Source organism: Limnobacter thiooxidans (assembly GCF_036323495.1).
In the GTDB taxonomy this organism is placed as follows: Bacteria; Pseudomonadota; Gammaproteobacteria; order Burkholderiales; family Burkholderiaceae_B; genus Limnobacter; species Limnobacter thiooxidans.
Genome location: NZ_AP028947.1, coordinates 1,669,306 through 1,691,899 on the forward strand (window position 1 = coordinate 1,669,306; position 22,594 = coordinate 1,691,899).

General features: G+C 52.1%; 25 protein-coding genes. 18 read left to right on the forward strand and 7 right to left on the reverse strand.

The genetic code is table 11. The features are described 5' to 3' along the window. Positions 1-5: 5 nt before the first annotated feature. The 4 genes from fdh3B (at position 6) to RGQ30_RS07665 (ending at position 3,439) form a co-directional block, all read left to right on the forward strand. Positions 6-608 (forward strand): formate dehydrogenase FDH3 subunit beta, encoded by a 603-nt coding sequence (gene fdh3B, locus RGQ30_RS07650; RefSeq protein WP_130556483.1) that lies wholly within the window; start codon positions 6-8, stop codon positions 606-608. A 2-nt stretch (positions 609-610) separates the two neighbouring features. Further along, positions 611-874, forward strand: coding sequence for a hypothetical protein (locus RGQ30_RS07655; protein ID WP_130556482.1), 264 nt, complete (start codon positions 611-613; stop codon positions 872-874). Positions 875-886: 12 nt separating this feature from the next. Next, positions 887-1,963 carry a formate dehydrogenase subunit gamma gene (locus tag RGQ30_RS07660; RefSeq protein WP_130556481.1) on the forward strand — a complete coding sequence of 359 codons (1,077 nt, stop codon included), beginning with the start codon at positions 887-889 and terminating at the stop codon, positions 1,961-1,963. Between the two features lie 423 nt (positions 1,964-2,386). Further along, a complete protein-coding gene (locus tag RGQ30_RS07665) occupies positions 2,387-3,439 on the forward strand; it encodes an esterase/lipase family protein (RefSeq protein WP_130556480.1) in 1,053 nt (350 codons plus the stop codon). 40 nt (positions 3,440-3,479) lie between these two features. On the opposite strand, the gene RGQ30_RS07670 is transcribed toward RGQ30_RS07665, so the two are convergent. The 5 genes from RGQ30_RS07670 to RGQ30_RS07690 all read right to left on the reverse strand — a co-directional run bounded on the left by RGQ30_RS07670 (position 3,480) and on the right by RGQ30_RS07690 (position 9,812). Then, positions 3,480-4,193 carry an iron-containing redox enzyme family protein gene (locus tag RGQ30_RS07670; protein WP_130556479.1) on the reverse strand — a complete coding sequence of 238 codons (714 nt, stop codon included), beginning with the start codon at positions 4,191-4,193 and terminating at the stop codon, positions 3,480-3,482. Continuing rightward, positions 4,190-5,158 (reverse strand): 4Fe-4S cluster-binding domain-containing protein, encoded by a 969-nt coding sequence (locus RGQ30_RS07675; RefSeq protein ID WP_130556478.1) that lies wholly within the window; start codon positions 5,156-5,158, stop codon positions 4,190-4,192. The genes RGQ30_RS07670 and RGQ30_RS07675 overlap by 4 nt, the downstream gene beginning before the upstream one ends. A 4-nt stretch (positions 5,159-5,162) precedes the next feature. Beyond that, entirely contained in the window at positions 5,163-6,227 is a 1,065-nt protein-coding gene (locus RGQ30_RS07680; RefSeq protein WP_298217267.1) for a radical SAM family protein, read from the reverse strand. A 91-nt stretch (positions 6,228-6,318) separates the two neighbouring features. Then, entirely contained in the window at positions 6,319-6,543 is a 225-nt protein-coding gene (locus RGQ30_RS07685; RefSeq protein WP_130556476.1) for an aroma-sacti cluster domain-containing protein, read from the reverse strand. A 194-nt stretch (positions 6,544-6,737) separates the two neighbouring features. After that, positions 6,738-9,812 carry an Rne/Rng family ribonuclease gene (locus RGQ30_RS07690; RefSeq protein ID WP_130556475.1) on the reverse strand — a complete coding sequence of 1,025 codons (3,075 nt, stop codon included), beginning with the start codon at positions 9,810-9,812 and terminating at the stop codon, positions 6,738-6,740. 421 nt (positions 9,813-10,233) lie between these two features. Between RGQ30_RS07690 and RGQ30_RS07695 the strand changes: the two genes are divergently transcribed. From RGQ30_RS07695 to RGQ30_RS07710, 4 genes are read left to right on the forward strand one after another with little or no spacing between them, the layout of a single operon-like run. Beyond that, positions 10,234-11,241, forward strand: coding sequence for an RluA family pseudouridine synthase (locus RGQ30_RS07695; RefSeq protein WP_130556474.1), 1,008 nt, complete (start codon positions 10,234-10,236; stop codon positions 11,239-11,241). Beyond that, positions 11,238-11,900, forward strand: a complete 663-nt coding sequence (locus RGQ30_RS07700; RefSeq protein ID WP_130556473.1) for an HAD-IIIA family hydrolase — start codon at positions 11,238-11,240, stop codon at positions 11,898-11,900. Before RGQ30_RS07695 ends, RGQ30_RS07700 begins: the two co-directional genes overlap by 4 nt. Positions 11,901-11,902: 2 nt before the next feature. After that, a complete protein-coding gene (locus tag RGQ30_RS07705) occupies positions 11,903-12,280 on the forward strand; it encodes a Rieske (2Fe-2S) protein (RefSeq protein ID WP_130556472.1) in 378 nt (125 codons plus the stop codon). 3 nt (positions 12,281-12,283) lie between these two features. After that, positions 12,284-13,240: a S49 family peptidase gene (locus tag RGQ30_RS07710; protein ID WP_130556471.1), complete on the forward strand. Its 957-nt coding sequence runs from the start codon at positions 12,284-12,286 to the stop codon at positions 13,238-13,240. A gap of 682 nt (positions 13,241-13,922) precedes the next feature. On the opposite strand, the gene RGQ30_RS07715 is transcribed toward RGQ30_RS07710, so the two are convergent. Together RGQ30_RS07715 and RGQ30_RS07720 are read right to left on the reverse strand one after the other, a co-directional pair. Continuing rightward, positions 13,923-14,615: an SAM-dependent methyltransferase gene (locus RGQ30_RS07715; RefSeq protein ID WP_130556470.1), complete on the reverse strand. Its 693-nt coding sequence runs from the start codon at positions 14,613-14,615 to the stop codon at positions 13,923-13,925. A 1-nt stretch (position 14,616) separates the two neighbouring features. Further along, positions 14,617-15,198 carry a Maf family protein gene (locus tag RGQ30_RS07720; protein ID WP_130556469.1) on the reverse strand — a complete coding sequence of 194 codons (582 nt, stop codon included), beginning with the start codon at positions 15,196-15,198 and terminating at the stop codon, positions 14,617-14,619. A gap of 74 nt (positions 15,199-15,272) precedes the next feature. Here RGQ30_RS07720 and RGQ30_RS07725 point away from each other — a divergent pair, with 74 nt between their 5' ends. From RGQ30_RS07725 to rpoE, 10 genes are all read left to right on the forward strand, one after another. After that, positions 15,273-15,860: a YceD family protein gene (locus tag RGQ30_RS07725; RefSeq protein WP_130556468.1), complete on the forward strand. Its 588-nt coding sequence runs from the start codon at positions 15,273-15,275 to the stop codon at positions 15,858-15,860. Positions 15,861-15,884: 24 nt separating this feature from the next. Then, entirely contained in the window at positions 15,885-16,067 is a 183-nt protein-coding gene (gene rpmF / locus RGQ30_RS07730) for a 50S ribosomal protein L32 (RefSeq protein WP_008249122.1), read from the forward strand. Positions 16,068-16,131: 64 nt separating this feature from the next. Then, the gene (gene plsX / locus RGQ30_RS07735) at positions 16,132-17,214 is read left to right on the forward strand and encodes a phosphate acyltransferase PlsX (RefSeq protein ID WP_130556467.1); all 1,083 of its coding nucleotides are present in this window, start codon (positions 16,132-16,134) and stop codon (positions 17,212-17,214) included. After that, positions 17,214-18,191: a beta-ketoacyl-ACP synthase III gene (locus RGQ30_RS07740; protein ID WP_130556466.1), complete on the forward strand. Its 978-nt coding sequence runs from the start codon at positions 17,214-17,216 to the stop codon at positions 18,189-18,191. The genes plsX and RGQ30_RS07740 overlap by 1 nt, the downstream gene beginning before the upstream one ends. Positions 18,192-18,228: 37 nt before the next feature. Further along, positions 18,229-19,176 carry an ACP S-malonyltransferase gene (gene fabD, locus RGQ30_RS07745; RefSeq protein WP_130556465.1) on the forward strand — a complete coding sequence of 316 codons (948 nt, stop codon included), beginning with the start codon at positions 18,229-18,231 and terminating at the stop codon, positions 19,174-19,176. A gap of 12 nt (positions 19,177-19,188) precedes the next feature. Then, entirely contained in the window at positions 19,189-19,941 is a 753-nt protein-coding gene (gene fabG / locus RGQ30_RS07750; RefSeq protein WP_130556464.1) for a 3-oxoacyl-ACP reductase FabG, read from the forward strand. A gap of 83 nt (positions 19,942-20,024) precedes the next feature. After that, positions 20,025-20,264 (forward strand): acyl carrier protein, encoded by a 240-nt coding sequence (gene acpP, locus RGQ30_RS07755; protein WP_130556463.1) that lies wholly within the window; start codon positions 20,025-20,027, stop codon positions 20,262-20,264. Positions 20,265-20,345: 81 nt separating this feature from the next. After that, positions 20,346-21,584 (forward strand): beta-ketoacyl-ACP synthase II, encoded by a 1,239-nt coding sequence (gene fabF / locus RGQ30_RS07760; RefSeq protein WP_298217258.1) that lies wholly within the window; start codon positions 20,346-20,348, stop codon positions 21,582-21,584. Between the two features lie 11 nt (positions 21,585-21,595). Then, the gene (locus tag RGQ30_RS07765; protein WP_130556461.1) at positions 21,596-21,994 is read left to right on the forward strand and encodes a hypothetical protein; all 399 of its coding nucleotides are present in this window, start codon (positions 21,596-21,598) and stop codon (positions 21,992-21,994) included. Then, positions 21,981-22,583 (forward strand): RNA polymerase sigma factor RpoE, encoded by a 603-nt coding sequence (gene rpoE, locus RGQ30_RS07770; RefSeq protein WP_130556460.1) that lies wholly within the window; start codon positions 21,981-21,983, stop codon positions 22,581-22,583. Before RGQ30_RS07765 ends, rpoE begins: the two co-directional genes overlap by 14 nt. Positions 22,584-22,594 lie beyond the last annotated feature (11 nt).

Genomic DNA, 22,594 nt, shown 5'->3' on the forward strand with positions numbered 1-22,594 from the left:
ACAAAATGGCACGAATGAAGTTTCTATGTGATGCCGAGCGTTGCATTGAGTGCAATGGCTGCGTCACGGCCTGTAAAAACGAACACGAAGTGGCTTGGGGTATCAACCGCCGCCGCGTCGTGACCATCAACGACGGCGAACCCGGAGAGCGTTCAATTTCCGTGGCTTGCATGCACTGTTCAGATGCGCCTTGCCAGGCCGTGTGTCCAGTGAACTGCTTCTACAAGACCGACGAAGGTGTTGTGCTGCATGACAAGGACCTGTGTATTGGTTGTGGATATTGCTTCTACGCTTGCCCGTTCGGCGCACCACAATTCCCACAGGAAGGTGCATTTGGTCAGCGCGGCAAAATGGACAAGTGCACATTCTGTGCTGGGGGTCCTGAAGAAGACACTTCAGAAGCCGAGTTCGAGAAGTATGGTCGCAACCGCCTGGCTGAAGGCAAGCTGCCACTTTGCGCAGAAATGTGTTCAACAAAGGCCTTGCTGGCTGGTGACGGCGATGTTGTTTCCGACATCTTCCGCAACCGCGTGGTTGTTCGTGGCAAAGGCGCCGAAGTTTGGGGCTGGAGTTCTGCCTATGGTCAGCCTGCGAAGGAGGGCGCGTAATCATGGCGCTTCGCAGCAAGCTGATTTTATCCGGCGCGGTTGCAGGCCTTGTTCTGGCTACCGGCTGTTCACCCCTGGAAAACGCCAACAACGGCAAGGGTTATGCGGGCAAGGCGGACACACACGCCTTTGAGACAGGCGGCGGTGAATTCACCGCTGGCGGTTTCAAGGCAGGTGACAAGGAAGGCTGGGCAGACAACCTGAACGTTCGGGCCAAGGCGCAAAACGAGTACGTGCGTACTGGTGATTCGGCAAAGGCCCAATAAGGAGAGTCAATCATGACACATTCAACCATTCGGGCAGCGGCAAAGCCGGGCTTGAGCAATGCCCTAGTGGCCTTGTTCACTGCACTGGTGTTTGCTGTCTGCGCACTGTGGTCGGTCGGGGCCATGGCGCAAGACGCTTCTGAACGCTCGCAAGCGCAAGTTCAGAAACAGCAAACCCAGCCCTTGAACAATTCACCGGTTTGGTCAGGTGTCGCTTCAGGTGAGTCCTTCACCACGGTGACTAAGGGCCGTGAAACTGGCGTTTTGATCAACAAAAGCGGTGAAACCTGGCGTGAAATGCGCAACGACTGGATTTCATTCATCGGAGGATGGGCAGTTGCACTGGTGTTCTTGGTGATCATGGGTGCGCACCTGGTCAAAGGCCCTGTGAAATTGCCCGAACCACGCACTGGAAAGTTGATCGAGCGCTTCACATCCGCTGAACGCCTTGCCCATTGGACCATGGCTTTCAGTTTCGTTGCACTCGCGTTGACTGGCTTGTTGTTGATGTTTGGCAAGCACGTGCTTGCACCTTGGATGGGGCTCACGCTCAATTCATGGCTCGCTTCCATCAGCATCGTGATCCACAACTTTGTGGGCCCACTTTTCGCGGTCAGCATCATTGTGTTTTTCATCATGTATGTCAAAGACAACATGCCTGAGAAGAACGACATTGAGTGGCTCAAGAAAGGCGGCGGTATTTTCGGTCACGCACCAGCAGGCCGTTTCAACATGGGCGAGAAAATCTGGTTTTGGGGTGGTGTCACGGTACTTGGCCTGGTGGTGTCTACCACCGGCTTGATCCTTGACTTTCCGAACTTCGACCAGCCACGCCTGTTGATGCAGCAATCGCACGTCATTCATGCCAGCGCAGCCTTGTTGTTCATTATCATGTCGATGGGCCACATCTACATTGGTTCAATCGGTATGGAAGGTGCACTGGAAGCCATGCGTGATGGCTATGTGGACGAAACCTGGGCCAAGGCTCACCACGACGCCTGGTATGACGACATCAAATCCGGGAAGATTTCACCTGTTCGTTCAAAAGAAGGTGAAGCGGCCATGGGATCTCAGGTAATGGTTCATTAAACGAACGGTCAAATCCATTTCGCTTCAAGAACTTGAAAGCCCGCTCAAATTTGAGTGGGCTTTTTTCTTTGGCGTGTAAGTTTGTTGAAGCCATGTCTATGGTGCACAGCACAATAAAAGTGCGCACTAAATATAATCACGCCATTTAAAAGTGCAACATTATTCATTGTCTCAATCGGAGTTGTTTCAAATTATTCCGATCGTAATATGACGTAATCACTTTTTAACAATCTAATTCAACCTGTTGTATTTAAAAGAATAAACCAGTTTTTTTCAATTAAAACACTTCGCAGGTATGCATATTGCCTTTAATCAGGACAGAGGCGCTCCCCTTGGGAATGCGATGCTTCCTCGCTTTTTGCCTTGACGAGTCCCATGTTGGGTACGTGACTGCGGCAAAAAGGTTTCGATTAAGGAATCAGTGTGAATAAAATCAAATTTTTTGCGATTTCGTCAATATTCATCCTGTCCGCGTGCGGTTCTGATGGATCAACTCCAACCAGTGCATCCAGGGTCGGCGCCAGTGGATTTGTGGCGTCTGATACGCCGGCACCCCCGCTTGAAATTTCCAGTCAGGAACTGGACAGCGCCGTGAAATGCAGTGAGGGATTCGGGCCAGATTCAGGGCGGGCTGTTTTATTGGTGCCAGGTGCTACGCAAACAGTTGAAAGCAATTTCAGCTGGAACTACATACCCGCCTTCGACAAAGCGGGTATTCCATGGTGTGCAGTGGATCTGCCCAACAGCAACACAGGTGAATTGCAGGCCTCTTCGGAATACATCACCCACGCCATTCGCAAAATGTTCAACACCACCAAGACGAAAATTGCGATTGTCGGTTTTAGTCAGGGCGGTGTGATGCCTCGCTGGTCACTGAAATTCTTTCCAGACACACGCGACATGGTGGAGGACATGATTGGTATCGCAGCAGCCAACCACGGCTTGATTGAAGCCAACTTGTTGTGTGCCCCACCTGTCGTTGGATGTATCACCTCGTTCACACAAATTGCAGTGGGTGCCAAGTGGATGGATGCATTGAACGCCGGCGGCGAAACATTGGCCGGAATTGACTACACGCAAATTTATACCCGGACTGACGATGTGGCAATACCCAACTTTGATGAGGCCAACGGTGTATCCAGCTTGCGCACAGGCGATGGCAACAAGGTGAACATTGCAACACAGGACATTTGCCTGACCAACACGGCGGATCACTTTTTGGTGGGTTCATCCGATGCCGTGGGCTTCGCGATTGTTTCAGATGCCTTGGCTCATCCTGGTGTCGCCAGTGTCGAACGTCTGCAGGCACTCACTCCAGGGCTGTGCCTGACTCCGTTCATGCCGGGCGTGGATCCGCTGATGTTCCCAATCAACTTCGCCACCAAGATGATGAGCACTTTCGCCCAATCAGTGACCTTGCAACCCAAAAGTACGCAAGAGCCAGCATTGCGCTGTTATGCAGGTGGCGAGTGCTGATTGAACAAGTAGCGTAGCACTGACAACACAGAACCGCCTTTCAGCAATGAATGGCGGTTTTTTCATGGTGCATTTGGCGAATGCTCTCCAACACAGCCAAGCCACTGCGCATGGTGTGAAGGCCGCTGACCCCCAACGCAACCTCATCCCGCGGTGAAAGATTCAGACCATCAATGAGTGCTTGAATTTCAACCTTGTGAATCAGGTCCAGTTTTTCATGGCGTGAAATGGCTCTGAATGAATCCAGACCATAACCGGTCAATTCACTCAAGTACCGGGCAAATCCGGTGGGTGGGTGATAGTTTTCCAAGGCAGCAACATGGCCCATCACCATCACAGGATGGTGGTGCAAAATCCAGTAATACTGCGCCCCCACCATATTGGCGACCTCACAGGAAGGTATTTTGGCCAATAAATGTTCGGGGTTGTGACCAGTGGCGGCATAGTCCTCAAGCAACCACAGGTCATGGCCCCGTTCTTCTTCGATGTGCTTGTGCAGGTATTCAATCAGGCTTGTTTTCAAGGCACTTGATGCGGGTAATTTCTTGGCAGCCAACACTGCGGTTTCCATCAGTGAAACGCCTGCGCGAACCACCATGTGCATCTGTTCCAGGTACAAAGGGTAAATGGAATGGGCATCCGGGCCAGCCCAAAGTTGTTGGGCCTCATGTTGCAGGGCGGGCTGAACCAGTTCCAGCTTGCCGATAAGCCGGGTGAAAGGGGTATTGGTGGGGGTACTCAACTGGGTGTTCAATGCGATTCTCCAAGTTGCGCTATCACATTGATCAATCGGTCGCTTTCAGGCAAGGATGGAAACTCGCCCATGACTTTCCAGCACAGATCGCAGTTGTTGATGTATCTTTTCTCCGCTAACGCCTGCAAGCGCGGGTGTTTGACCAACTCCCCCAAGCCAACACTGGCCACGCATCGCATCAACGGATCAGTCTTGAACCTTGCAAGTGCTGTATCCAGCGCCTCTCGATTCTTCACGCGCGTTCGGAATCGATCAGGTCCTTTGCCCATGATCACTTCTTCATTGCAGCAGGAGGTCAATACCCCGTCGTATCGAATAACCGGTGTCACTGCCAGTGTGCAGTTTCCCATGGTGTCAGCTTTCCTGGCTGGACTCAGTTCAAATACGTCTTGCCCCCGGCCATTGCGAAGCGGCGTAATGGGAACAATTTCCGCATAACAGTCTGCCTTGTTTCCGAAAGCTTGTTCCAGCAAGTGTCTTGTCTGCTTCACCTCCAGGGTCTGCACCACAATCCAGGCCCCGGCATCTGCAATCTGCCTGGCCGCTTGAACAAACACAGAAGAGGGCACACCATTTTGATGAAAGGAATCTGTGCTCAAGTACACAGTGCAGCACGATTCAAGTACTGACCTGATCCAAGGCGCAGTCTCCGGACTTTTCGCCCAAACACCACTGGTGTAAATCACAATCGATTTGTTGCAGGCCGACATTGCTTCGCAGGCCTTGGTTAGCCCACGCCGTTCAGAAAAAGGCTCTCCGCCAGAAATGCCCACGACCTGAATGTCGGGGTCACCACAAATGCCATCAAGCAAGTTCTCGAATAGGCCAAAATCCGTGATCATTGGGCTGTCTGCGCGGGAGTCGACCGAGCAATGGGCACAACCTACCGGGCAACGGTCTGTAATAAACAACAGAACGGAATTCCCCCGTGTGCGCCGTGCAATCTCAATGTCGTTGTGTTTCATGGCATCAGGCACCCAACAGAACCAGTTCCGCAAAACGCGGGTGACTGTAGCGCTTCGCAAAACCCACTGCGCCCAGTTCAAGCTGCAAATCCACCACCGAATCGCCCAGTATTCTTGCGCCCGGTTTCAGCATTTGGGAACTTACGCCCACTTGAATCGCATCCTGTGCATCAAGGTTGATGCAGGTGTCGCAGTAGCCTTTGCAGCCCGTCTTGCCCTGACTGCCGAATTTGGTTTGCAGGTACTCTGGCCCATAGGTTCTCAGTGCAATTTGCATGGCGTTGTCAACGCAACGCGACCGAATGTCCGCCCAGCTGTGAATGCGAATATCCCCAAGCCTTAAATGGCTTGGAACCCGCCCGATCAAATTGTCATTTCCGCAAGCAGCCACTACCCCGTCAAAACCAACCACAGGCCAGGCCGCCATGGTGCAGGGGCTTGCCTCTACCGTCGTTGTGCTTGGTGATGCAGTTTGAATGAAGAAGGTTTTCGCCCTGCCAAAAGGTGACAGGGTATTGACCAGCATCGGGATGCGCTTGCCAAAGCGCTTTTGAACGAGATTCACCAAATCGTCCAGGTACGGATCGTCTTCTCTTTCGCCAGCGATGTGCAGGCTCAAGTGCTTTCCCTCATCCAATAATTGATTTAAAACAGTAAACACGTTCGAGCGGGGAACTTCACGCTCATGAAATGCATCCATGCTGACCGAGAAATGATCCACCGCATCGATTGCAGATTTGATCGATTTGGGAATGCCAGGCTTTCGCGCAAAAAAAAGCCCTGACAGCACACTGGACTTGGTGCCCGATGCGCGCGCCTTCAACGCAAGATTTTTCACCAGTGCAGGTCGAAGCAGGGCTTCACCACCCGACATGGCCATGAATTCCGGGTGAGAAGCTTCAGTAAATGTGTCAACAAACCGATTGAACAATTCGGGTCGGCTTTGCTCGCTTTGCATGGTCGAGCTTGTTGAACAATGGGCACAGCTTAGGGGGCAACGCCGTGTAATGCCAACTGAAACTCCGGCGGCGGGTACTGCACGACGAGCAAGCATTTCGACAAGGTGCATGGTGATTCACTGGCGGACAAGCGGGTGGAGGGGTGGGGCATTGAAGCAAATTGCATCCAATGCCCCGATTGAACAATGGGTTCAGATCAAACTACCAAACAAATCCACCCACAGTGTCCGCAGCATTCTTTAGCTTTTCGTCCAGCCCTGAATTCAACTTCGACTTGATGCTGGTTAACACCGCCAACTCATCATCATCGAGCTTGGCTACCTGAGCTTTCAAATTGTCGCTTAGTGCATCCAGCTGGAATGCGGCTCCAGTGGCTTTGACGCGCATTGATCGAGCAGAACTCATACCTGTTTTTTCATCAGACATAACAATCCCCTATTGGTGTAGTTGACGCATTGAAAAACAATGCCCAATAAGTTGTACGCCGGGCAGGTTAACCCGTCAAAAATCGATTCGGTTCTGCTGCTGCCTTCTGAACGGTAGGCAATAAAAAAGCGCCCAGAGAATTTTCATTCTTGGGCGCCTTTTTATAGGTGACGAATCACCTGTCAAACATTACTTCAGTTCGCGCTGCTCTTGAACTCCGGCTTGGTTTCGATCAACACCAGGTTTTCAGTTGAAATTTGAACAACAGGCTTGCGCTCCCGGGGAACGCGAGCAGGCTTTGTGGATTCGCTCAATTTCGACTGAACAACAGACCACTTTTCGTGGTCGGTTTCAACCCAAAGCATTCCGGCACTGTTCAGCATTTGCTCAAGTGAGGTTCTGTCCAGCTTTGGCGCTGGGGCAGGTGCACCCTTTTGAACGTTGGCTTCAGTTGCTGCCACTGTTGCTGCTGGCGCCGTTACGGGCGCTTTTACTTCGGCTGCAGGCTCAGCAATTTCAGCAGGTGCTGCAGTTTCCACCAACGCGGCTTCTACTTTCTCTACAGCAGCCAAGGTTACTTCAGCCACAGGCGCGCTTTGAACCGATTCAACCACCACGGCTTCAACAGCTGGGGTTGGCTCGGTCGCCAAGGCCTCCTGTTGAACCTCGGTTTTTGCAGGCTCTACTTCAGCAGTTTGTGCCACTGCAGCGATAACAGACTGAACGGCCTGCACGTCTGCCGATTGAACATTCGACTCATCGGGATTGTTTTCAGTAGAACCCATTGCTGTAGGTTCAGCTGGCAAGCCCATTTGAGAGACATTCAAGCCGGTTGCTGCAATAACGGGAGCGGGTGCGGAAGCTGTTTCAGCCATCTCAGGTGCTGGTGCTGATTCAACTGAATCGCTGCCTTCAGCGGCTTGTTCAGCGTCCGATGAATCACGAACGCCATCCCGATTACCTCCGCGACCACGGCGACGACGACGGCGACGCGGCTCTTCGCTACCCGCTTCTTCTTCGCTGCCATATGACATGGTTTCGGCAATCTTGTTGGCCAATTCTTCATCTTCAGCTGCATCGGCTGCCTGAAATGCGTCTTCAGACTGCAATGCAGACTGTTCAGCCGCCAAGCCTGTTTCACCTTCACCGGCTCCGCGACCACCACGGCCGCGACGACGGCGGCGACGACCACCAGTGCGTTCACTTTGCTCTGCAGCATCTGCTGCATCGCCTTCCACTGCATCTACAGCGGCCAAAGGCTTCAATTCAAGCGCTTCGGCACCCGCAGCGCGGTCCTCACGTGGTTTGCCACGACCACCACGATTCTGTTGTGCAGAACGAGGCTGTTGTGTGTCAGCTACCTTGACTTCGTCTTCCGCAACTGGGTTTGTACCCGTTGCTTCATCTTCGCGTCCACGTCCGCCACCACGACGGCGATTTCGTCCACGACCACCGCGTGAGTCGTTGCGGTCACCTTGTGGGCGACCTTGGCCACGACCTCCACGGTCACTGGTTTTCTGCTCGATCACCACTGCTGGTACTTCCACATTGGTATCGCGCTTGAACCAAGCAATAATGCGCTGAATCAAAGACGGTGCCGCAGGGGCAGCAGCAGCCACAACCAGTTCTGTTTTTGGCTTGCGTTCCTGATGGGGCGGGGCAGGCTGGGTTGGAATCACACCCTTGATTACCGCTTCCTGACGCTTTACTGCTTCGCCTTCCACTTTCTTGTCGTAGTAACTTTGCTCGTCCTTGGAGGTGGCCAGCTCGAAGCTCTGGCGTGGGTCTTCAAGGCGCTCATCGTCATGGCGAAGGCGTGTAATCTCGTAATGTGGAGTTTCCAGATGCTTGTTTGGAATCAACAGCACGTTGACCTTCAAACGCGCTTCCAGCTTGTAGATTTCAGACCGCTTTTCATTCAGCAAGAAAGTGGCCACATCCACCGGCACCTGCGTGTGAACGCTGGCAGTGCCTTCTTTCATGGCTTCTTCCTGCAAAATACGCAGTACGTGCAATGCCGTGCTTTCTGTATCGCGAATAACACCCGTGCCATTGCAGCGTGGGCAAGTGGTGTGCGAGCCTTCGTTAAGGGCAGGGCGGATACGCTGGCGGCTCAATTCCATCAGGCCGAAGCGGCTGATTTTGCCCATTTGCACGCGTGCGCGGTCAAAATGAAGGCTGTCCTTGACTCGTTGCTCCACTTCCTTCTGGTTGCTGGCTTTTTCCATGTCGATAAAATCGATCACGATCAAGCCGCCCAAGTCACGCAGGCGCAACTGGCGGGCTACTTCTTCAGCCGCTTCAAGGTTGGTGCGCAAGGCCGTGTCTTCAATGTCTGTGCCGCGTGTTGAACGGGCCGAGTTCACATCGATGGACACCAGCGCTTCCGTGTGATCAATCACAATGGCGCCGCCCGAGGGCAGGGGAACCATGCGGCTGTAGGCCGTTTCAATCTGGTGTTCGATCTGGAAACGGCTGAACAACGGAATGTCGTCGCGGTAGCGTTTTACCAGGTTCATCATGTCGGGCATGACATGCTGCATGAACTGCTTGGCCTGGTCGTAAATTTCGTCGGTGTCGATGAGTACTTCGCCAATATCCGGGCTGAAGTAATCGCGAATGGCACGAATCACCAGGCTGCTTTCCTGGTAAATCAGGAAGGCGCCGTTGGCCGATTTGCCAGCACCGTCAATGGCTGTCCACAGTTGGAGCAGGTAATTCAGGTCCCACTGCAGTTCTTCAACCGAGCGGCCGATACCGGCTGTGCGGGCGATGATGCTCATGCCCTTGGGGTATTCCAGCTTGTCCAGCGCTTCACGCAGTTCTTGACGTTCTTCGCCTTCGATTCTGCGGGATACACCGCCTCCGCGGGGGTTGTTGGGCATCAGCACCAAGTAGCGGCCTGCCAGGGAGATGAAGGTAGTCAGGGCTGCGCCCTTGTTGCCACGCTCTTCTTTTTCGACCTGAACAAACAGTTCCTGACCTTCTTTTACGACGTCTTGAATGCGGGCTTTGCCGGCTTCAACACCTTCCTTGAAATACTGACGGGAAATTTCCTTGAATGGCAGAAAACCGTGGCGGTCTTCGCCGTAATTGACGAAACAGGCTTCGAGACTGGGTTCTACGCGGGTAATGACACCCTTGTAAATGTTGCTTTTCCGTTGTTCACGGCCTGCTGTTTCAATGTCAATGTCGATAAGTTTCTGGCCGTCGACAATGGCGACCCGCAACTCTTCTGAATGAGTTGCGTTAAATAACATGCGCTTCATGCACACTCCAATGGCACCGCAGTGCGAAAAGAGATGCTGAAAAAGCGGAAGGAGCAAAGAAAATCAAAAACGAATACAACAAAGCGCCGCACGGGTCTAGCCAAGGGCGGCGATCACACTAAGGCATTGATATTTAATAATAAATATTGGTTCAAATTTCACCTGTGTAAGGTGGGCCTGCGTCGTTTTTGTTAGTACCCAGCGCTTCTTGTGCGCGCTGGTGCGTATAAATTCTTTGTTTCCAGCTTAAGGCGGGCATTCAGCCGCGCGCCTCTTTTTCAGCGATCATTGCCACCATCCAGGGTAGGCGGCACACCCACTAAATAAAATCGCTGTGGGGCGTATCCAGAAGTGAATTCGGACGCTTCCCAAGCGATAATCCCATTATATGCTGAACCCGCCCAATTGGTAAAACAAAGAATTGAAAACACAGGAAAAACCCAACCCCGACAGGGCTGTTCTGCTTGAAATTGACGAAAAACATCAAGACCAGCGTCTCGACAATTTCCTGTGCAGTGTTTGCAAAGGTGTACCCAAAAGCCACGTATTCCGTATTATCCGGTCCGGTGAAGTTCGCATCAACCGAAAGCGGGCAGAAGCGAAAACCAAATTGTGCATTGGCGATGTGGTTCGGGTTCCCCCCATTCAGGTGGTGGAAAAACAAAGCCTTGAATCAACGCCTTCAAGCGCTTCATTCAACAAGGTTCAGCTGTTGAATGCCGCCGCCGCAATCCCCATCCTTTTTGAAGACGAACATCTGCTTGTGGTGAACAAACCATCCGGCATGGCCGTTCACGGTGGCTCAGGGTCGTCATTTGGTTTAATTGAATGTATTCGGGCACTTAGATCGGAAACTCACCAGGATCTCGAGCTTGTCCACCGAATTGATCGTGAGACTTCTGGAGTATTGATCATTTCCAAAAAACGTAGTGCTCTTAGGAAGTTACAGGAACAACTTCGAGCCAGATCCTGGAAAAAGTATTACAAAACACTGGTGCTGGGGCATTGGCCTGAGAGCTTGCGTCAGGTCGATCTGCCCTTGTTGAAAACCCAAAGCAACGAAAAAGAAGCCCGTGTTTTTGTGGACCCATCAGGTGATAACGCCTGTACCAAATTCAAGACTATTCAATGTTATAGGTCCCTATATTCAGAATTCACTTTAATTCAGGCGCAAATCCTGACAGGTCGAACCCATCAAATTCGTGTGCACACCAGTGCGAGCAAGTTTCCGATCGCCGGGGACGACCGATACGGAAATTTCGAGATGAACAAGCAATTGGCGCGACACGGGCTAAAACGCATGTTTTTGCACGCCGCACGCCTGCAGCTGGTACACCCGGCTACAAATGAATCTATAGTAATAGAGGCGCCTTTGGCCGCTGAATTAGACAGTTTTTTACAAACCTTACAGGCAGTAAACCGCAAATGACTTACAAAATGGTGGTGTTTGATTGGGATGGCACCATACTGGATTCAACCGGCGCAATTACTCGGGCCATTCAAGGTGCCTGCGTGGATGCCGGTTTGCCAGATCCTGGCGCAGAAATCGCCTCCTATGTGATTGGTCTGGGCCTGAGTGACGCCCTGCGTCACGCAGCACCTGGCGCAAGCGAGCAACAAATTGCCATGTTGGTCGATAGTTATCGGCGGCACTACCTGAGCAACGACCATGAGCTTGAGTTGTTCACCGGCGCAATACCCTTGCTGAAACAGCTCAATGAAATGGGCGTGATTTGCACAGTAGCCACCGGAAAAAGTCGACAAGGCTTGAATAGGGCCATGTCACATTCCGACACGGGTCGCTACTTCATGGGTTCCCGGTGTGCAGATGAGTGCCACAGCAAGCCTCATCCTCAAATGATTCTTGAATTGATGGAAGAATTTGACACGGATCCGGCCGATGTCGTCATGATTGGTGACACCACGCATGACCTTAACATGGCAAACGCTGCCGGCGTGCATGCACTGTCGGTGCAAACAGGCGCGCATCCGCCCAAATTGCTGAACCAGGTGCCTCACCTGCAATCTTTTCATTCCATCAACGAGTTGGCGCCCTGGTTGGTGAAAACCATTTCTTCAAGACTCTGATCATGTCTCAAATTCAAGTATGTCAATCAAGCGACCTGTCTGAAGGTGGCATCGGTTACCGTTTCAGGGTGCTGTATAACGGTGAGGAAACCACAGCCTTTGCCGTACGGGTCGACAACGATGTGCGCTGTTTTCTCAATCGCTGCTCACATGTTCCCGTTGAGCTAGACTGGAATTACGGCGAATTTCTCGATGACTCCGGCCGAATCATTGTTTGCGCAACCCATGGCGCCAGTTATGACGCCACTGATGGCAACTGCCTTGGGGGCCCCTGCAGCGGAAACCCTTTGGTCAGATTGGCCATCGAAGAAAAAGACGGTGCTGTGTACTGGACCCCTTCCGAACAAATTACGGTGCCCGCTGATGGCATTGAGGACTAGAGAATGAGCGAAGAAAACAATCAATGGGAGCGCAAGTTGCTCGAAAAGCTGGCTTCTGAATCTTTGGTCGAGCAACGGCGCAAACGCCGCTGGGGTATTTTCTTCAAACTCATCGGCGTGGCTTATGTAGGTATCTTGATTGCCTCGGTTATGGGGTTGGCCAGCGCACCCGGGCTAGAGGTTAGTCGTCACACCGCCTTGGTTAACCTGGATGGGGTCATCGCAACCGATACGCTCGCCAGCGCTGATCGAATCAACTCCAGTCTTCGCGCTGCATTTGAAAGCGAGCAGTCTGTTGGAGTCATTCTGCGCATCAACAGCCCCGGGGGTAGCCCGGTACAGGCAGGATTAATCAATGACGAAATTGAACGCCTGCGTGCCAAATATCCGGCCAAACCACTCTATGCCGTGGTTGAAGAGGTGTGTGCCTCGGGTGGATATTACATCGCTGCAGCGGCAGACAAGATTTACGTGGACAAGGCCAGCCTGGTGGGTTCAATTGGCGTCGTCATGAACGGCTTTGGTTTCACGGGCACGATGGAAAAGCTGGGAGTAGAGCGTCGCCTGATCACCGCTGGTGAAAACAAGGGTTTTCTGGATCCTTTCAGTGCGGCAGACCCCTATCAAACCGAATTCGCCAAACAAATGGCCGAAGAAATCCACCAGCAGTTCATCGCTGTTGTTAAAGAAGGGCGCGGGGACAAACTCTCCAACAATCCTGAACTGTTCAGTGGCCTTGTGTGGACTGGAGCAAAAAGTGTGGAGCTTGGCTTGGCGGACGAACTGGGTTCCATTGATACCGTGGCCCGTGATGTCCTGAAGGCCGAAGAAATTCTGGATTACACCGAGCAGGATTCTTTCGCAGAACGTTTTGCGCAACGGGTGGGTGTGGTGTTCGGCATGGGAATTCGCAGTGCGTTTCCTGAATTTGGCACCAGTCAACGGGTTGGGTTTCAATAACGCGAGCTCAAATCGCTCGACGCTGGTTTAATGCCCAGCGGATTTAGCATCCATAGCATTTAGCATCCATAGCGCTTAGTACCCATGGCGCTTGACACTCACTCGGCGCGAGTTCCAACCGCTCACCCAAAAACCTGCATTTCCCTTTTTGATCCAACCCACTGCTCACAAACACTCGGCAAAACAGATGGCCGAGTGTTTGTGACGCCCTTCGGGCATACGCAGTGGGCTGAACCAAACGGGCAGGTTTTCTTGAGGGCGAAGCGATGGAACATCGCTGCCGATTGGGTGCTAACCAGTCGGTAATTGATCGCGCGGTGGATTCATCTAAATATGTGGGTTCTGTCTGCTGCTTGAACATCCGTTGGTGCTCAGCCTGCTCGGCGGCATGTTGCTAGAATCGCAGCCAGTGTCTTGCCAGCTCGGCAGCGTGTTTGCTTGTTCTGCATATTCAAGAAAAACGCCCGACTTGAACAAGGTTTCAATGGTCGCCAAGCGGTGAAACCGATGGCGGCACCTCAGCCCGACCGTTTGTGTTGTCGGGCTGAGGTGAATTGAAAGCCTTGCTTCAAGAAGGGATCGGCGGTTTTCTGTGCAGAATCAAGCAACTCGCGCCGAGTAGGCATGCACACGGTCTGTATGCCGAATCAGGTAACTCGCGCCGAGTAGGCAACTGCACCAATCAGGCCAGCCACAGGAAAAGACAGGGCAGTTTCCCCGGCGCAGGCGGTTGCTTTCTCCAGTTGGCAACAGTTTTGGTCTGGATAAACTGATCATCGCCAGTCAAATCCCACCCAACACACAGCAAGGTACTGTCTGAGAGTTGCTTTAATAAAGCCTCAATCAGTTTGTCATTTCGAAAGGGGGTTTCGATCACCAATTGTGTGCAGTTCTGGGATTTGGACTCACGCTCTGTTTGCTTGATCCAGATATCGCGCTGGGCGGGCTCAAGAGGAGGGTAGCCGTGAAAACGAAAACTTTGACCATTCAGCCCGCTGCCCATCAGGGCCAGCAATATTGAACTGGGTCCCACCAACGGGTTCACCGGGCAGCCCATCTTGTGGGCCAAAGCTACAATTTCAGCGCCGGGGTCGGCCACGCCGGGGCAGCCTGCATCACTCATTACTGCAATAGGCTCGCCCGCTTTGCACTGCTCAATCAGCGCAGACCGTTGATTCAGGTCAAGTTTGGATATTTCCAGGATCTGTAAATCCCGAATGGCCACAGGCATGTTGAAATCTCCCAAGGCAGCGCGCGCGGGCTTGGCATTTTCAACCAGCCAGACTTTGCATTGCTGAACCAGGTGCAAGTCGGCCTGCAATAATGGGGCTTTGGGCGTTTTCTGGCTTAAGGGGCTGGGAACAAGGTGAAGCATCTCAGGGCAGCGTCACTTCAAACTGTCTCAAGGCACTGGACACTTCTATTAGAGGCAATCCAATCAAGGCAGTTGGGTCGCTGGATTCCACTCTTTTTAGCAAAGAGATACCAAGTCCCTCACTTTTTGCTGAGCCGGCGCAATCGTAGGGCTCCTCGGCAATCAGATAGCGTTCAATTTCGGCTGCATCCAATTCACGAAACTCTACCGAGGTGGGCACTGTGAATTCAATGGTTTGGGCTGTTTCAACACAGCAGACGCATACAGCCGTGTGAAATACGATCGTTTTGTTGCTCATGCTGCGCAGTTGGGCGCGTGCGCGGTCGTGTGTGCCGGGCTTGCTGATCGCCACACCATCCACATCTGCAACCTGGTCCGAACCGATTACAATCGAAGCGGGGTGCTCGGCAGCCACAGCCATGGCTTTTTCTCGCGCCAGGCGCTTGCAGGTATCCAGCGGTGTTTCTCCCTGTTTGGGGGTTTCATCGATTTGGGGGGATTCACACCGGAAATTGATTTGCAGGCGCGCCAAAAGCTCACGCCGGTACTTGGAACTGGATGCTAAATACAGGGAACGGGTCATTTGATTTGGATGCCGGCTTTGACATAAAACGTTAGGCAGAGTATTATCGCGCGTTTCCTGCTTTTCTTATCCGCATGCGGCACAAAGGCCCACTAAAACAGTTTGACGAATTCGACGCATGGTCGTTTTCTCGCTCGGGCGAACGCATTCGCAGTGATGAAGTGAAGTTTGACTTCCCCAGACTGGCTGGTGACGAAAGCATATCAGCCAGTCATGTTGAAAATTGGGAAATTTCCGGGCGAATCAACGCCAAGTCTGAGAGCGTAATCCGGTTTCAAGGCCGGTTTTCTGCCGAGTTTTCTTGCGTAGTATGTGGTTCTGGCGTGCAGCACGTCATCGACTTTGATCGTCATTTGGTGCTGGTTACTTCAGAATCCCAAGCTGATGTTTACGATGAAGAGACACTTGACGAGCAAACTGATGTGGTTGCATGCCCGGGTGCGATAAACTTGCGCGACTGGCTCGAAGACGAAATACTGTTGGCTTGTCCAATGTTTCCAAAGCATGATGCTTGCTCGGATGTTGCGGGGCGGTCATGGCGGGACAGCGAATCCGACGAAGATACTGATGATCACCAGGATGACACTGCTGGTGATACAAAACAGGAAGTACAGCGTCCTTTTGCCAACCTGGGCGATTTGCTCAAGGGCAGCAAAAAGTAACACTTTTATACATGGAGCTTTAAAATGGCCGTTCAACAGAACAAAAAATCACCTTCCAAGCGTGGCATGCACCGCTCACACCAGAACCTGACAGCGCCGACCTTGTCTGCTGATTCTTCTTCTGGTGAAACACATCTGCGCCACCACATCAGCCCCAACGGCATGTATCGTGGCAAGAAAGTTGTAAAGACCAAAGCTGACGAGTAATTATTTACTGATCAACCAGGCAACTGCAGTCTGTTGCCATGAAAACCAAAAGGTCTAAGAACGGATGGTTCGCATAGCGATTGATTGCATGGGTGGAGATCACGGATTGTCGGTCACCATCCCGGCCTGTTTGCGCTTTATCAAGTTGCACCCTGATGTACAGCTTGTTTTGGTAGGAAAGCAGACAGAAATTGAAGCTGCCCTGGCCAAAAAGAAGGCATTGGAGCTCCCCCAAATTACCATCCGTCACGCCAGTGAAGTGGTGGAAATGGATGAGCCTCCCGCCCAAGCCTTGCGTAACAAGAAAGATTCATCAATTCGTGTATGTGCCAATCTCGTCAAAGACGGGTTGGCAAGTGCATTTGTGAGCGCCGGAAACACTGGTGCGCTGATGGCAATTTCACGTTTCGTACTGAAAACGCTCGACAGCATCGACCGCCCGGCCATTGCTTCTTCATTGCCCAATATGAAGGGCAAGGGCACTTTGATGCTCGACCTGGGCGCAAACGTCGATTGCGATCCGTCACATCTGTTTCAGTTTGCGGTGATGGGTTCGGCTTTTGTCAAAGGTATCGAAGGCATAGACCGGCCCACAGTGGGTTTGCTTAACATCGGCGAAGAAGTTATCAAAGGCAATGAGGTTGTTAAAAAAGCCTCTGAATTGTTGCGTGCAAGCGAATTGAATTTCTACGGCAACGTAGAAGGCAATGACATTTACAAAGGCACCACCGATGTAGTGGTTTGCGATGGATTTGTGGGTAACGTGGCCCTTAAAACATCCGAAGGCCTTGCGCAGATGCTGGGCGACATCATCAAAACCGAGTTTAAAAGAGGCCTGTGGCCCAAGGTGGCTGCGGTGTTTGCTGCGCCAGTGTTGCTCCGATTCAAAAAAAGGGTGGATCACCGCCGATACAACGGGGCAGCTTTGCTAGGGCTGAAGGGGATTGTGATAAAAAGCCACGGCTCGGCAGACGCCTATGCCTTCTTCCACGCGATCAAGCGAGCCTACGATGCCGCCAACGGTAATTTGTTGGACAGCATTCGGCTTACGATGTCGCACTATGTACCTTTGGCTGCGCCAGCGGCTTCAAGTGCAGGGGAAGCAGTCGTTGTCCCGGTTGAGGCAAAACCCGACCAAGTGATTTAATGTCTCCATACAGTGCGATTCTTGGCACAGGCGCGAGCCTGCCAAGACGTGCGGTTTCAAATCAGGAACTGACCTTGTTTCTCGCCGAAAAAGGTGTGGAAACAAGCGCGGAATGGATTGAAACGCGCACCGGTATCCGGCAACGGTATCTTTGCGACCCCGATGAAACGAATTGCGAAATGGCGAGTAAGGCCGCACTGCAGGCTTTGCAGGCTGCTGGCGCCACTCCGCTTGACGTCGAACTCATTATTCTCGCCACATCAACGCCTGATCAGGTGTTTCCTTCCACGGCCTGTGCTGTTCAGGCCGAATTGGGCGCGCACAAGGCAATCGCATTTGATATTCAGGCTGTTTGCAGCGGCTTTGTGTACGCACTGACCGTGGCTGATTCCATGATCCGTGCTGGGCAAGTCAACAACGCCCTTGTTATTGGATCAGAAGTGTTCAGCCGTCTCATGGACTGGAATGACCGCACGACCTGTGTGTTGTTTGGTGATGGCGCCGGTGCCGTATATCTGAAAGCCAGCAGCGAGCCCGGAATATTGGGCTGCAAGCTACATTCCGATGGCAACATGGGTAGCATTTTGAACACCACAGGTCGAATTGAAGGCGGGCGCATTGTGGGTGATCCGTTCCTTCGCATGGACGGCCAGGCCGTATTTCGGCAGGCCGTATCAGTTCTTGGAAACAGCGCACTTGAGTTGTTCGAAAGCCTGAACTTCAAGCTTGAGGATCTGGATTTTCTGGTGCCGCATCAGGCCAATGTGCGTATTTTGAATTCAGTCGCCAAAAAACTGAAGTTGCCCGAAGACCGGGTCATTGTCACCGTGGGGATGCACGGCAACACGTCTGCAGCCTCGGTACCGTTGGCACTGAACCATGCAATTGTGCAGAAACAGATCAAAAAAGGTCATAACGTGCTCTTACAGGGCGTTGGGGGCGGTTTTACTTGGGGCAGCGTGCTTGTTCGCATGTAAAATAACGCAAATTGAAAATTAGATGAATTCCTCCAATATGATCAAAAAAATCGCGTTTCTGTTTCCGGGGCAAGGCTCTCAGTCTGTGGGAATGTTGAATGCATTCAAGACTGCCCCTTCTACGGCGGGTCTGTACGCATCTGCCATGTTGGAAGCCGAGCAGTCTCTGGGTCAGAACCTGGGTGAGCTTATTGAAAATGGTCCTGCTGAATCATTGAACCTTACCGTCAATACCCAGCCAGCCATGTTGTTGGCTGACACACTCGTATTGCGTGCATGGATTGCTGCCGGCGGGTCCGCGCCTGATTTGGCCGCTGGGCACTCCCTGGGTGAATATGCTGCATTGGTGGCAGCAGGGGTACTCAGTTTGTCGGAAGGGCTCGCGCTCGTTCGAATCCGCGCACAAGCCATGCAGGAAGCGGTGCCTGTGGGGCAGGGCGGTATGGCGGCTATCTTGGGTCTAAGTGACGAACAGGTCAAACAAGCCTGCTTGCAAGCCAGCGTTGACGGCGAAGTGGCCGAGGCGGTCAATTTCAACGCGCCAAGCCAGGTCGTTATTGCCGGAAGCGCACATGGGGTGAAATCTGCTTGTGAGGCGGCCAAGGCCTTGGGGGCCAAACGAGCACTCGAACTACCTGTGTCTGCACCGTTTCATTCCAGCCTGATGAAGCCTGCTTCAGTGAAACTGGCAGCGGCATTGGGTCAGAAAAAATTCTCGACAGCGGCATTCCCTGTGTACAACAACATTGATGTGGCTGTAGAATCCGACCCCGCACGAATTCAGGATGCGTTGGTGCGTCAGGCTTATGGGCCGGTGCGTTGGGTCGAGACCATTCAGGCGATGACTTCAGCTGGAACAACACTTTTTGTAGAATGCGGGCCAGGCAAGGTGCTTGCCGGATTGGTGAAGCGAATCAGCGATGTTCCGGTAGTCAATATTTATGACCCTGACAGTATTCAGGCGGCTTTGACCGCCGAACAATAAGGAATTGCCTGTATGACATTCTTTGATTTGACTGGGAAAATTGCATTGGTCACTGGCGCAAGCCGGGGCATCGGTCGGGAAATTGCCTTGGCACTTGGCAAGGCTGGCGCAACCGTGGTTGGTACAGCCACCTCGGAAAGCGGTGCGGCAGACATCTCGGAAGGTTTGAAAGACGCTGGAATCAAAGGGTTCGGCGCTGTGTTGAACGTCACGGAAACTGCAACACTTGAACCCCTGTTTACCCGAATTGCAGATGAACTTGGGCAACTGACCATTCTGGTCAACAATGCGGGCATTACCCGCGATCAGCTGTCCATGCGCATGAAAGACGAAGACTGGGATGCTGTCATTGCCACCAACCTGTCGTCTGTATTCAAGTTGTCAAAGCTGGCCATGAAACCAATGATGAAAGCTCGCACGGGGCGGATCATCAGTATTACCTCGGTAGTGGGAACAAGCGGTAACGCAGGACAGGCCAATTATGCCGCTGCAAAAGCTGGCGTTACAGGAATGACAAAAGCGTTGGCACGCGAGCTGGGAAGCCGCAATATCACTGTAAACTGTGTGGCGCCCGGATTCATTCAAACTGATATGACTGATGCCCTGTCGGAAACGCAGGTGGATCAGTTGAAGCAACAAATCCCGCTGGGGCGTATGGGGCAGGTCACGGACATTGCTGCGGCTGTGTTGTACCTGGCCAGCGATCAAGCGGGGTATGTAACTGGAACCACATTACACGTAAATGGTGGAATGTGGATGGGATAATAGCAAGACATTTGGAATATGATTTGTCATATCGACTTGCTAAACTCTTTTGATTTTTTATAAAAACCCACGGAGGCTCCGTAATGGACAACATTGAACAGCGCGTTAAAAAGATTGTGGCCGAACAGCTCGGCGTTAAGGAAGAAGAAATCAAAAACGAATCTTCCTTCGTAGATGATCTGGGCGCTGATTCCTTGGACACAGTGGAATTGGTTATGGCTTTGGAAGAAGAATTTGAAACAGAAATTCCTGATGAAGATGCCGAGAAAATCACCACTGTGCAACAAGCGATTGATTACGTTAAGACAAACTCTAAGTCTTAATGGCTGATTAACCAAGGCCACAGGTGATCAATATCGCCTTGGCCTTGGTCATTTCAGGCAAACATGGATAAAGGAGGGCTTGTGAGCCGTAGACGTGTTGTTATTACCGGTTTGGGCATCATCAGCCCAGTGGGTAATTCTGTAAGCGAAGCGTGGACAAGCCTTACTCAAGGCAAATCCGGTATTTCAAGCATTACCCGCTTTGAAACAGAAGCCCTGACTGCAAAAATTGCCGGAGAGGTCAAAGGGTTTGACGTCGCCGAATACATTCCTGGTAAGGAAGCCGCGCGGATGGATACTTTTATCCATTATGGCTTGGCTGCGGGTATTCAGGCCTTCAAAGACTCGGGGCTGGAAGTCACCGAACAGAATTCCGAACGAATCGGGGTCAGCATTGGTTCTGGCATTGGCGGTTTGCCAATGATCGAGGACACGCACACCGATTTGGTCAACAAAGGCTATCGCCGGATTTCCCCATTTTTCGTACCCGGTAGCATCATCAACATGATCTCTGGTCACATGTCCATCATGTACGGTTTGAAAGGGCCGAATATTGCAATGGTCACCGCGTGCACCACAGGCACACATTCCATTGGAGAGGCCGCCCGTATCATCGAGTATGGCGATGCAGATGTCATGGTGGCCGGCGGTGCTGAATCCACTGTTTCTCCTCTGGGAATCGGTGGTTTTGCTGCCATGCGTGCACTTTCCACCCGCAACGATGACCCTGCTGCAGCAAGTCGCCCATGGGACAAGGACCGCGATGGTTTTGTTCTGGGTGAGGGTGCTGGTGTGTTGGTGCTTGAAGAATACGAGCACGCCAAAAAGCGTGGAGCCAAGATTTACGGCGAAGTCGTAGGTTATGGCATGAGCGCAGATGCAAGTCACATGACTGCACCCTGCGCAGACGGCGATGGTGCCGCCCGCTGCATGAAAGCAGCCCTGCGAAATGCCGGCATGAACCCTGAGGACGTGAATTATGTGAACGCACATGGTACGTCCACTCCATTGGGGGACGTGGCTGAAACCATGGCGTTAAAGCGTGCCTTGGGTGATCATGCCTACAAAACCGTGGTGAATTCCACCAAAAGCATGACCGGGCACCTTCTGGGCGCTGCTGGCGGCATCGAAGCTGTATTCACTGCATTGGCGGTTCATCATCAGGTGTCTCCCCCTACCATCAACCTGCTTGAGGCGGGTGAAGGCTGTGATCTTGATTACTGTGCGAACACAGCCCGTGACCTGAATATCAAGCTAGCGTTGTCCAATTCATTTGGCTTTGGCGGTACCAACGGTACTTTGGCCATCGCGAGGGTGTAACGGGGCTATCTTTGTTAAACACACGCTTGGGCGGCGCACCTGATGACTTTGTGTTTGCCGCCCATGTAGTCTCCCTCTCTGCTTATTCTCAACGGGTCTTGTTTCGTTTTTCGATGCAAGATGAGCTGGATGAGACAATCAAGTTCAACCCCAGGTTTTTTCAGATAGTCAGCCAGGGATCGAATTCCCGCGCCATACCTGTAAAGCCGCAACGTGCATGGGTGACTCCCTTCTGTATTTTTCTTCAAATTCCGGTAGAGCCCAAATCCGCATCTCGTTGGGTCATCGTGCCCGAATCTGTTCAGGCTTTCCTGTTGCTGCGGGTGTGTTTGAATCGACTTTCTCTGGATGATAATCCGGATAAACCTTCTCTTCTTGCCTATTTTTGGAGGATGAATGTCCTCCGATAAAGACGATGATCTGTTGATAGTTCAGCGCGTGCAAGCGGGCGACAAGTTGGCATTCAACTTGCTGGTGAACAAGTATCACCGGCGGGTAGGGCGGTTGCTCACCCGAATGGTGCGTAACCAGGAAGACATTGAAGACATTGTTCAGGAAACTTTTATCAAGGCTTATCGCGCCATTGGGAATTTCAGGGGTGATAGCGCGTTTTATACCTGGATTTATCGAATTGCCATCAACACCGCGAAAAATCTTCTGGTGACACAAGGCAGAAGGCCTTCCACCTTGAAGGAGGCAAATGATGATGACAATGAAACTTTTGAAGACAATGCCGCTCTTAGTAACATCGATACGCCTGAGTCCTTGTATCAGACCAAGCAAATCGGTGAAGCTGTCAATGAAGCCATGGCTGCGCTACCTGAAGAGTTAAGGTCCGCCATCGTCATGCGGGAAATTGATGGGTTGAGTTATGAAGAAATTGCAATTGCAATGGATTGCCCAATCGGAACCGTCCGATCGCGAATCTTTCGTGCAAGGGAGTCGATTGCGGCAAAAATCAAGCCTTTGTTAGAACCAAAGGGTAGCAAGCGTTGGTGAACTGGTGAAAA

Bases quoted from the DNA above. Each gene is read 5' to 3' on its own strand.
- acpP (WP_130556463.1), top strand. From the start codon at position 20,025: ATGGACAACATTGAACAGCGCGTTAAAAAGATTGTGGCCGAACAGCTC.
- rpoE (WP_130556460.1), top strand. From the start codon at position 21,981: ATGTCCTCCGATAAAGACGATGATCTGTTGATAGTTCAGCGCGTGCAA.
- RGQ30_RS07660 (WP_130556481.1), top strand. From the start codon at position 887: ATGACACATTCAACCATTCGGGCAGCGGCAAAGCCGGGCTTGAGCAAT.
- plsX (WP_130556467.1), top strand. From the start codon at position 16,132: ATGGTTCGCATAGCGATTGATTGCATGGGTGGAGATCACGGATTGTCG.
- RGQ30_RS07690 (WP_130556475.1), bottom strand. From the start codon at position 9,812: ATGAAGCGCATGTTATTTAACGCAACTCATTCAGAAGAGTTGCGGGTC.
- rpmF (WP_008249122.1), top strand. From the start codon at position 15,885: ATGGCCGTTCAACAGAACAAAAAATCACCTTCCAAGCGTGGCATGCAC.
- RGQ30_RS07740 (WP_130556466.1), top strand. From the start codon at position 17,214: ATGTCTCCATACAGTGCGATTCTTGGCACAGGCGCGAGCCTGCCAAGA.
- RGQ30_RS07720 (WP_130556469.1), bottom strand. From the start codon at position 15,198: ATGACCCGTTCCCTGTATTTAGCATCCAGTTCCAAGTACCGGCGTGAG.
- RGQ30_RS07715 (WP_130556470.1), bottom strand. From the start codon at position 14,615: ATGCTTCACCTTGTTCCCAGCCCCTTAAGCCAGAAAACGCCCAAAGCC.
- RGQ30_RS07680 (WP_298217267.1), bottom strand. From the start codon at position 6,227: ATGCACCTTGTCGAAATGCTTGCTCGTCGTGCAGTACCCGCCGCCGGA.
- RGQ30_RS07675 (WP_130556478.1), bottom strand. From the start codon at position 5,158: ATGAAACACAACGACATTGAGATTGCACGGCGCACACGGGGGAATTCC.
- RGQ30_RS07705 (WP_130556472.1), top strand. From the start codon at position 11,903: ATGTCTCAAATTCAAGTATGTCAATCAAGCGACCTGTCTGAAGGTGGC.
- RGQ30_RS07725 (WP_130556468.1), top strand. From the start codon at position 15,273: ATGCGGCACAAAGGCCCACTAAAACAGTTTGACGAATTCGACGCATGG.
- fdh3B (WP_130556483.1), top strand. From the start codon at position 6: ATGGCACGAATGAAGTTTCTATGTGATGCCGAGCGTTGCATTGAGTGC.
- fabD (WP_130556465.1), top strand. From the start codon at position 18,229: ATGATCAAAAAAATCGCGTTTCTGTTTCCGGGGCAAGGCTCTCAGTCT.
- RGQ30_RS07655 (WP_130556482.1), top strand. From the start codon at position 611: ATGGCGCTTCGCAGCAAGCTGATTTTATCCGGCGCGGTTGCAGGCCTT.
- fabG (WP_130556464.1), top strand. From the start codon at position 19,189: ATGACATTCTTTGATTTGACTGGGAAAATTGCATTGGTCACTGGCGCA.
- RGQ30_RS07710 (WP_130556471.1), top strand. From the start codon at position 12,284: ATGAGCGAAGAAAACAATCAATGGGAGCGCAAGTTGCTCGAAAAGCTG.
- RGQ30_RS07700 (WP_130556473.1), top strand. From the start codon at position 11,238: ATGACTTACAAAATGGTGGTGTTTGATTGGGATGGCACCATACTGGAT.
- RGQ30_RS07685 (WP_130556476.1), bottom strand. From the start codon at position 6,543: ATGTCTGATGAAAAAACAGGTATGAGTTCTGCTCGATCAATGCGCGTC.